The 9,321-nt window shown below is 63.6% G+C and carries 7 protein-coding genes and 1 pseudogene; 3 read left to right on the top strand and 5 right to left on the bottom strand.

What is annotated here, in order from left to right; translation table 11 throughout:
• The first annotated feature begins 371 nt into the window (after positions 1-371).
• Positions 372-2,597 carry a transglycosylase domain-containing protein gene (locus ACZYOF_RS39870; protein ID WP_463719174.1) on the top strand — a complete coding sequence of 742 codons (2,226 nt, stop codon included), beginning with the start codon at positions 372-374 and terminating at the stop codon, positions 2,595-2,597.
• A 218-nt stretch (positions 2,598-2,815) separates the two neighbouring features.
• On the opposite strand, the gene ACZYOF_RS39865 is transcribed toward ACZYOF_RS39870, so the two are convergent.
• The 4 genes from ACZYOF_RS39865 to ACZYOF_RS39850 all read right to left on the bottom strand — a co-directional run bounded on the left by ACZYOF_RS39865 (position 2,816) and on the right by ACZYOF_RS39850 (position 6,918).
• Positions 2,816-3,655, bottom strand: a complete 840-nt coding sequence (locus ACZYOF_RS39865; RefSeq protein WP_130580957.1) for a M48 family metallopeptidase — start codon at positions 3,653-3,655, stop codon at positions 2,816-2,818.
• Between the two features lie 198 nt (positions 3,656-3,853).
• Positions 3,854-5,182: a polyhydroxyalkanoate depolymerase gene (locus tag ACZYOF_RS39860; protein WP_463719173.1), complete on the bottom strand. Its 1,329-nt coding sequence runs from the start codon at positions 5,180-5,182 to the stop codon at positions 3,854-3,856.
• A 126-nt stretch (positions 5,183-5,308) separates the two neighbouring features.
• Positions 5,309-6,127, bottom strand: coding sequence for an ABC transporter permease (locus ACZYOF_RS39855; protein ID WP_463719172.1), 819 nt, complete (start codon positions 6,125-6,127; stop codon positions 5,309-5,311).
• Positions 6,124-6,918, bottom strand: coding sequence for an ABC transporter ATP-binding protein (locus ACZYOF_RS39850; protein ID WP_282531370.1), 795 nt, complete (start codon positions 6,916-6,918; stop codon positions 6,124-6,126). Before ACZYOF_RS39850 ends, ACZYOF_RS39855 begins: the two co-directional genes overlap by 4 nt.
• Before the next feature lie 196 nt (positions 6,919-7,114).
• Between ACZYOF_RS39850 and ACZYOF_RS39845 the strand changes: the two genes are divergently transcribed.
• Both ACZYOF_RS39845 and ACZYOF_RS39840 read left to right on the top strand, forming a co-directional pair.
• Entirely contained in the window at positions 7,115-8,437 is a 1,323-nt protein-coding gene (locus ACZYOF_RS39845) for an ActS/PrrB/RegB family redox-sensitive histidine kinase (protein ID WP_463719171.1), read from the top strand.
• Between the two features lie 105 nt (positions 8,438-8,542).
• On the top strand, positions 8,543-9,097 hold the full coding sequence (locus tag ACZYOF_RS39840; RefSeq protein ID WP_027583039.1) for an ActR/PrrA/RegA family redox response regulator transcription factor: 555 nt from the start codon (positions 8,543-8,545) through the stop codon (positions 9,095-9,097).
• 7 nt (positions 9,098-9,104) lie between these two features.
• On the opposite strand, the pseudogene ACZYOF_RS39835 reads toward ACZYOF_RS39840, so the two are convergent.
• Positions 9,105-9,321: pseudogene (locus ACZYOF_RS39835) on the bottom strand (hypothetical protein); the annotation flags it as partial.

Raw genomic sequence — 9,321 nt, 5'->3', positions numbered from 1 at the left:
GACATCTTCGCCTTCATCGAAGGCTTCTACAATCGAACGAGGCTCCATTCCGCCATCGGATATGTCGCGCCGATCGAGATGGAGCTAAAAGCTGCTTAAACCCGTCCACTTTTTCGGGGGAAGATCACTGCCTCACCTCCTAACCGATGTTAAGACGCACAGATGCGTAGGGTGGACAAAGCGGAGCGTGCCCACCTTTCTTGCACCGACCGTGGATGGTGGGCACGCTTCGCTTTGCCCACCCTACGGCTCTACAGCTTCGTCGATGTGGCGCTGCCTCACCTCCTAATCCCGCGTTAAGCTTTGCGTAACCGGGCCTTAAACCCGGAACGCTAGCGTGCGGCGGAACGTGGTGTGAGCAGCGTTTGTGGATGGCGTGGGGAAAGAAAAAGAGCGGCGGGCGCAAGGAGCCGCTATTCGGGCTTCCGGCCGCGCTCGCCGATTTGCGGCTCTCGCCGGCCGACCGCATCCCCAATCCCGAAGACAGACCGAAGAAATCCGCCAAGCAGCGCAGCAGCAGTGACGCCGGTGCGGAACCGCCGCGCGAGCGCAAGCCCGCCCCAAGTGGCGGGAAACGGCGGAAATCGCGCGGCGGCTCTTCGATCGGCCGCATCTTCTATTGGGGCGTCGTGCTCGGCCTGTGGGCGGCGATTGCGGTCGTCGGCGTCGTGGTCTGGGTCGGCGCGCATCTGCCGCCGATCCAATCGCTCGAAATCCCCAAGCGGCCGCCGACGATCCAGATCGTTGGCATGGACGGCAGCGTGCTGGCGCAGCGGGGCGAAATGGCCGGCGCCAATGTCGCGCTGAAGGACCTGCCGCCATACCTGCCGAAAGCCTTCATCGCCATCGAGGACCGCCGCTTCTACTCGCATTATGGCGTCGACCCGATCGGCATCGCGCGCGCAGCGGTGACCAATCTCCTGCGTCGCGGCGTGTCGCAGGGCGGCTCGACGCTGACGCAGCAGCTCGCCAAGAACCTGTTCCTCACCCAGGAACGCACCATGCAGCGCAAGCTGCAGGAGGCCGAGCTCGCGATCTGGCTGGAGCGCAAGCATTCCAAGAACGAGATCTTGGAGCTCTATCTCAACCGCGTCTATTTCGGCTCCGGCGCCTATGGCGTGGAGGCCGCGGCGCAACGCTATTTCGGCAAGTCGGCGAAGAACGTGACCGTGGCGGAAGCCGCGATGCTTGCAGGGCTGGTCAAATCGCCATCGCGGCTGGCGCCGAACCGCAATCCTGAAGGCGCCGAGCAGCGCGCGCAGATCGTGCTGTCAGCGATGGCGGACGCCAAGTTCATCACCGAGGCGCAGGCGAAGGCCTCGATCGGCCATCCCTCCTACAACGTGAAGCCGGCCGGCGCCGGCACCGTGAACTACGTCGCCGACTGGATCGGCGAAGTGCTCGATGACCTTGTCGGCCAGATCGACCAGAACATCACGGTCGAGACCACGATCGATCCGAAGCTGCAGAACGTCGCCGAAGCCGCCATCATCGACGAGCTTGCCGCCAAGAGCGTGAAGTTCAACGTCACCCAGGGCGCGCTGGTGGCGATGACGCCCGATGGCGCAGTGCGCGCCATGGTGGGCGGACGGAACTATGCCGAGAGCCAGTTCAACCGCGCGGTGACCGCCAAGCGCCAGCCCGGCTCGGCCTTCAAGCCGTTCGTCTATCTCACCGCGGTCGAGGCCGGGCTGACGCCGGAGACGATCCGCACTGACGCCCCGCTCGATATCAAGGGCTGGAAGCCGGAGAACTACACCCACGAATATTTCGGCTCGGTGACGCTGACGCAGGCGCTGGCGATGTCGCTGAACACGGTCGCGGTCAGGCTCGGGCTCGAGGTCGGCCCGAAGAACGTGGTGCGGACCGCGCACCGGCTCGGCATCTCCTCCAAGCTCGACGCCAATCCCTCAATCGCGCTCGGCACCTCCGAGGTCTCGGTGATCGAACTGGTCGGCGCCTACGCGCCCTTTGCCAATGGCGGCACCGCCGTCTCGCCGCACGTGGTGACGAGGATCCGCACCGATAGAGGCAAGCTGCTCTACGTTCGGCCAGCCGACCAACTCGCCCGGGTGATCGAGCCGCGCTATGTCGCGATGATGAACACGATGATGATGGAGACGCTGATCTCCGGCACCGCGCGCAAGGCGGAAATCCCCGGCTGGACCGCCGCCGGCAAGACCGGCACCAGCCAGGATTTCCGCGACGCCTGGTTCATCGGCTACACCGCCAATCTCGTCACCGGCGTCTGGCTCGGCAATGACGACAATTCGCCGACCAAGAAGGCGACCGGCGGCGGGCTGCCGGTGGAGGTGTGGAGCCGCTTCATGCGCACGGCGCACCAGGGCGTGCCAGTCGCCAGCCTGGCGAATGCGCAAGTCGGCTGGGCGCTGTCGAATCTGGTGCAGGCCTCGTCGCAGGTCAGCGCGCCGTCACCGCAGTCGCTCGCGCCGCCCTCACCCGTTCCTTCCGCCGGTCAGTATCGCCCGCCGCCGACGCCGACGCGCGCCTCCACGCCGCCCAATCCCAGTGCGCGTCCGGAAGCTGCGGCGGGATTGGATGGTTGGCTGGTCGATCGCCTGTTCGGCGGCCGCTGATTGCGTAGCCCGCTGATCTCGTAGCCCGGGTGCAGCGAAGCGTAACCCGGGACAGTTCGATCTACGTTTGAGACCGTCCCGGATTGCGCTTCGCTCCATCCGGGCTACAGAGCTTTCGTAGGATGGGTAGAGCCAAAGCGAAACCCATCAATTGGGCCGCTGCGGCGAAGAAGATGATGAGTTTCGCTTTCGCTCTACCCATCCTACACGTCGAAACCCTAATCCTCGATACCGTAGCGATGCAGATCGTTGCCGTGGGTGTCGAGCCAGGTCTTGGCGCGGTCCACTGACGAGCAGATCCGGCCCACGGTTTTCCAGAACCGCAGCGAGTGATTCATCTCGACCAGGTGCGAGACTTCATGCGCTGCGAGATAGTCGAGCACGTAGGGCGGCGCGAGGATCAGGCGCCAGGAGAACGACAGCGATCCGTGCGAGGTGCAGGAACCCCAGCGGCTCGATTGATCGCGGATCGAGACGCGGCGCACGCGCACGCCGAGTTCCGCCGCATAGGCCAAGGACGCCTTGTGCAAATCCTTGCGCGCTTCGCGCTTGAGGAAGTCGTGCACGCGGCGGTCCATGTGCTCCGGCTCGCCGGCCACGCACAAAATCCTTTCGCCGCTGTCACGAATCTCGGTCCACACCGTGCCGCGCTCGCCGGCGCGATGCACGAGCCGATGCGGCACGCCGCGCAGCGGCACCACTGTGCCGGGTTGGAACGGCGCCGCCTTCGGCAGGCGACCAAGACGCGCGGCGATCCAGCCGCCATGAAGCTGCGCGAAGTCGCGCGCATCGGCGATGGTGCCGCGCGGCGGCATCGTGAGGATCGCTTCGCGGTCAGTTGGATGAATGCGAAGCGTGTAGCGACGCGCGCGCCTATGCCGCCGTAGCCTGATCGCGAAATATTGGGAGCCGTGCTTGATGAGAAGAGTCGAGGGTTCGGCGGGCCGCCGATAGAGGAGCGCGCGAGTGGCCATTTCTGAGAGTCCGGGGAGGAGAAGTTCGCCCGGATTCTGCCATATCCGCCGCCAGGGAAATCGCTCGGCGCAAAAACAAATCATTTGCCCAATATACAGAGGCTGCCCGCGATTTGACCCCTACATAGTGGGGTCGGAATCCGAAAAATTTGGACCGACCCGGCCCGAAATCACCCTCTAAGGAACGAGTCAAAACTCATTCCTTGAACGATCGCCGAATCCGGATTCTTTTAATCAATTCAGCGACTTATAAACCCACCCAAATCGGGCTCGATCACACCGCTATTCAGCAGCCGCGACCAGGGAAAGCCGTGTATTGGCCGACGAAACCATGAAATCGGAGATGCGCGGCACGATTTCAGCACGGAAACGCGAGCCGTTGAACACACCATAGTGTCCGACGCCCTTCTGCACGTAATGCACGCGGCGATGATCGGGAATTGACGTGCACAAAGCATGCGTCGCTTCGGTCTGCCCAAGGCCGGAGATGTCGTCCTTCTCGCCTTCCACCGTCATCAACGCAACGCGCCTGATCTTGGAGGGAGCGACCGGCTCGCCACGATGGGTCATCTCGCCCTTCGGCAGCGCGTGCTTAACGAAGACGAGGTCGACCGTCTGCAGATAATACTCGGCGGTCAGATCCATCACCGCGAGATATTCGTCATAGAATTCGCGGTGCTTGTCGACGAGATCGCCATCGCCCTTCACCAGATTGGCGAACAGCGCCTTGTGCGCATCCATGTGGCGGTCGAGATTCATGGTGATGAAGCCGTTGAGCTGCAGGAATCCCGGATAGACGTCGCGCATCATGCCAGGATGCGGGAACGGCACTTTGGTGATGACGTTGTTGCGGAACCATTCGATGCCGCGTTCGGCCGCGAGGTTGTTGACCGCGGTCGGATTGCGGCGGGTGTCGATCGGGCCGCCCATCAGCGTCATCGACAGCGGCACGAAGGGATCACGCCGCGCTTCCATGAGGGAGACCGCGACCACCACGGGCACCGAGGGCTGGCAGACCGCGATGACATGCATGTTGCCGCCAAGCGCATGCAGCATCTCGATGAGGTAATCGACATAGTCATCGAGATCGAAGCGGCCTTCGGACAGCGGCACCATGCGCGCATCGGCCCAATCGGTGATGTAGACCTCGTGGGTCGGCAGGAAGGCTTCGACCGTGCCACGCAGCAGCGTCGCGTAATGGCCGGACATCGGCGCCACGATCAGCACGCGCGGCTGGGGGCTGCGCAGCGGCCGGGTCAGCTTGCGATCGAAATAGAGCAGCCGGCAGAACGGCTTTTCCCAGACCGTGCGGACTTCAACCGCCGTACGCACGCCATTGACCTCGGTCTCGTCGAGGCCCCATTCCGGCTTGCCGTAGCGGCGGGTGGTGCGCTCGAACAACTCGCAGGCCGCGGCGACGGATTTGCCGACTTCGGTATGCGTCCACGGATTGAGCGGATTCTGAAACAGGATCTTGGTGGCGTCGGTCACCGCGCGCGCCGGGTTCAGCGACGAATGCGCCATCTCGTACATCCAGTACAGTGGCGTCGTGAGCGCCGGACTGCCTTCGGCCGCCAGCGGCGGGGCGCCGCCAAATTCACCAATCGGCATTTGCTTCAAAATCCTCGTTTGCGACGCAGCATACTGTCGAATGCGTAATAAAGCGTCAATGCATCTGTCACTACAGATACGGCCGAAAAAGCGCCAAACAACCGAGAATCCACGGGAAAGTGAAGGTTATTCGCCTCCGCTGAGCAGCGAGCCGTTGCGCTTGGCGCTGCGCAAAAGGGCAAGAAAGATCGCAAATGACGCGACAAGCAGCACCGCGTTGATGACGAGGGCGTCGACCATCAGCTCAGTGCGGAAGACGTGGTCGATCAGGAGCGCCCGCATGCCCTCGAACACATAGGTCGGCGGCAACATCCAGGCGACGACCTGCAGCCAGGGCGGCAAGACGCTGACGGGATAATAGATGCAGGCGAGCGGCATCAGCGCGAACATCAGCGTCCAGACGATGCTCTCCGCGCCGAGTCCGTTCCGCAGCACGAGGCCGGAGGCGAAAATGCCGACCGACCAGCTCGTGAAGATCAGGTTGCAGAAGAAGGCGATCAGCGGCAGGCCGATGGCGTAGAAGTTGAAGCCGAAGAAGAACAGCGCCAGCAGCGTCATCGGAACGACGCCGATCGCGAGCCGGATCAGGCTCATGATCATCAGCGAGATCAGGAACTCGATCGGCTTCAGCGGGCTCATCATGAGATTGCCGAGATTGCGCGCCCACATCTCTTCCAGAAACGAGATCGAAAAGCCGAGCTGACCGCGGAACAGGATGTCCCACAGGATGACGGCGCCGATCAGGGTGCCGCCGGCCTGCGCGAAGAAGCCCGAGGTCTGCGAAATGTAGTTCTGCAGGAAACCCCAGGTGATGATCTGCAGCGCCGGCCAGTAGACCAGTTCCAATAGTCGCGGCCAGGACGACAGCAAGAGATACCAATAGCGCAGCACCATCGCGTTGATGCGGTTGAGCGACAGCCCGCGATGGACGGCAATCTCGCTCATGTCGCGCTCTCCCGGGTGCGGCCGCGGGCGACGTCCAGGAACACCTCTTCCAGCGTGTCGCGGTTGTAGCGGGCCATGATCCGGTCGGGACTATCGTCATCCTCGATCTTGCCGCGCTTCATGATGATGACGCGGTCGCACAGCCGCTCCACCTCCAGCATGTTGTGCGAGGCGAGCAGAATGGTCGCGTTATGGCTCTTGCGGTAGTTCTCCAGGTGCTGCCGCACCCAATCGGCGGTATCGGGATCGAGCGAGGCGGTCGGCTCGTCCAGGAGCAACAGGTCAGGTTCGTTGATCAGTGCCTTGGCGAGCGCCACGCGCGTCTTCTGGCCGGCGGAAAGCTTGCCGTTGGCGCGGTCGATGAAGTCGCGCAGATCGAGGTCGGAGGCGAGCCGATCGATTCTGTCTGCGAGATTCCGCACGGCATAGAGCCGGCCGAAGATCGTGAGGTTCTGGCGCACGGTGAGCCGCATCGGCATGTCGACATAGGGGCTCTCGAAATTCATCCGCCCGAGCACCTCGGCGCTCTGTTCGGGCATCGGAAAGCCCAGCACATGGATGCGGCCGGAGGTCGGCAGCACCAGGCCCATGATCATGGCGATCGTCGTGGTCTTGCCGGCGCCGTTGCCGCCGAGCAGCCCGGTGATGCTGCCGCGCGCGATCCGAAACGAGACATCGTCGACCGCGCGGGTGGCCTTGTAGACCTTCACCAGATGCGCGACATCGATCGCGGCCGGAGCTGCGGGATCGGAAGCTGGCGGCTTACGCGAGATTGTATCTTCGATCTTCATGCAACCCGTTTCATTGAGGCATCAGGTCCCCGAGCGCAAGGAGCTCGTCATGCCCGGGCTTGTCCCGGGCATCCACGTCTTACTCTTTCCTGCGGCAAGAACGTGGATGGCCGGGACAAGCCCGGCCATGACGGGCGCCGCCACAGCCGGATCACGCGCGTTTGTGATCGAGCTGTCGTGTAGCTAAAGTGAGGATATGACCGACGTAGCCGCCTCAGATTTCCGCCAACCACGCCGCCATGTCCGTCTGGATACGATTCTGCGGCTCCGTTGGCTGGCCGCGCTTGGCCAGCTCGCCGCAATCTTCATCGTCGCCCAGGGCCTGGAATTCGACGTTCCCGTCATCCCCTGCATCGCCATCATCGCGCTGTCGGCGCTGCTCAATCTCGCCCTGCAGATCGCGTTCAACCCGATGCAGCGGTTGGAGCCGATCTATGCCGCAGCACTGCTCGCGCTCAATATCGTCGAGCTTGCCGGCCTGTTGTTCCTGACCGGCGGCCTGCAGAATCCGTTCTCGTTCCTGTTCCTGGCGCCGGTCCTGATTTCCGCCACCGCGCTGCCGGTCCGGCTGACGATCGCGCTTGGCTGCCTTGCGGTCGCCTGCGCGTCGGCGCTGGTGTTCTTCCATTTTCCGTTGCCCTGGGACCCCGACGATCCGCTGGTGCTGCAGCCGATCTACCTGTTCGGCGTCTGGCTCTCGATCCTGCTCGCGATCGGTGTCACCAGCCTGTACGCGTTCCAGGTCACCGAGGACACGCGAAAGCTCTCGGACGCGCTGGCCGCGACCGAACTGGTGCTGGCGCGCGAGCAGCATCTGACCCAGCTCGACGGCCTTGCCGCGGCGGCTGCGCACGAGCTTGGGACGCCGCTCTCGACCATCTTCCTGATCTCGCGCGAACTGGAACGTACGGTGAAGGACGGCCCGCTCGCTGCCGACCTGAAGACGCTGCGCGAGCAGGCGCAGCGCTGCCGCGACATCCTGAGCAAGATCACCCAGCTCTCCTCCACCGGAGCGCCGTTCGACCGGATGAAACTGTCGACGCTGATCGAGGAGGCGGTTGCGCCGCACCGCGATTTCGGCGTTGCAATCAAGGTGCGGCTTGCTGTCGCAGTCACCACGGAACCGGTCGGCGCCCGCAATCCCGCGATCCTCTATGGCGTCGGCAACATCCTGGAAAATGCGGTGGATTTCGCCAACCAGACCGTCGAGGTGAATGCCTGGTGGAATGCCGAGACCGTCGAAATCGTCATTTCCGATGACGGCCCCGGCATCGCTCCTGACATGCTGAACCGGATCGGCGAGCCTTATTTGTCGCGGCGCCGCAGCGCGGATGAGGCGCAAAACGGCCGCGCGGGGCTTGGTCTTGGCATTTTCATCGCGCGGACCCTGCTGGAGCGCACCGGCGCCAAGGTCACTTTCACCAATCGCGTCTTTCCCGATCACGGCGCCGTGGTGCAGATCGTCTGGCCGCGCGACGTGTTCGAGACGAGCGAAGCTGCCGACGAAATGATGGGCTGAACACAATTCGACAATTTGACGCATTAACCGACCGGTTTTGGGTGGCCTTGGCATCGCCGCAGTCACACGCCATATCTTTGGTGTTGGAGAAGGGATAGCAGAACCGTGAACGCCATCGCCGAACTGAACGATCAAGCCGACCGCTCATTGCTCATCGTCGAGGACGACAAGCCGTTCCTGGAGCGCCTGTCGCGCGCCATGGAGACCCGCGGCTTCACCGTGACATCCTGCGATACTGTGTCCGATGGTCTGGCGCAGATCGGAAAGGCCGCGCCTGCGTTTGCGGTGGTCGATCTGCGGTTGGGCGACGGCAACGGCCTCGACGTCGTCTCCGCATTGAAGCGCAAGCGCCCCGATGCGCGCGCGATCGTGCTCACTGGCTACGGCAATATCGCCACCGCCGTGACCGCGGTGAAGATGGGCGCGATCGACTATCTCTCGAAGCCCGCGGACGCCGACGATGTCGTCGCGGCATTGCTCGCGAGCGGCACCGAGAAATCCGAACCGCCGGCCAACCCGATGTCGGCCGACCGCGTACGCTGGGAGCACATCCAGCGCATCTACGAGATGTGCAACCGCAACGTCTCGGAAACCGCGCGCCGCCTCAACATGCACCGCCGAACGCTGCAGCGAATCCTGGCAAAGCGCGCGCCGCGATAGTTTGTGGCTAATTCGTAGGGTGGGCAAAGCCAACGGGGCGCGCGGTGGCGCGACCCCGTGGCTTTTCCCACCCCACGCCACCACAACAAAAAACAGCAAGCCCCAGCCGGTCGAGCAGGCGGTTGAAGCGTTTCGCGGCGGCCAGAGCGAACCGCAGCGGAATAAGCATGAGGGTCGGCGCCCGCCGGCGATGCAGCGGGGCGGCGCAAAGCAGGGGCGCGCCC

This window comes from Bradyrhizobium sp. LeoA1Lang (genome assembly GCF_055413685.1).
The sequence above is the reverse complement of the archived record's forward strand: the minus strand, read 5'-3'. Positions and strand labels throughout refer to the sequence as shown.

Coding starts and splice junctions, on each gene's coding strand:
- ACZYOF_RS39870 (WP_463719174.1), top strand. CDS start 372: ATGGCGTGGGGAAAGAAAAAGAGCGGCGGGCGCAAGGAGCCGCTATTC.
- ACZYOF_RS39865 (WP_130580957.1), bottom strand. CDS start 3,655: ATGATTTGTTTTTGCGCCGAGCGATTTCCCTGGCGGCGGATATGGCAG.
- ACZYOF_RS39860 (WP_463719173.1), bottom strand. CDS start 5,182: ATGCCGATTGGTGAATTTGGCGGCGCCCCGCCGCTGGCGGCCGAAGGC.
- ACZYOF_RS39855 (WP_463719172.1), bottom strand. CDS start 6,127: ATGAGCGAGATTGCCGTCCATCGCGGGCTGTCGCTCAACCGCATCAAC.
- ACZYOF_RS39850 (WP_282531370.1), bottom strand. CDS start 6,918: ATGAAGATCGAAGATACAATCTCGCGTAAGCCGCCAGCTTCCGATCCC.
- ACZYOF_RS39845 (WP_463719171.1), top strand. CDS start 7,115: ATGACCGACGTAGCCGCCTCAGATTTCCGCCAACCACGCCGCCATGTC.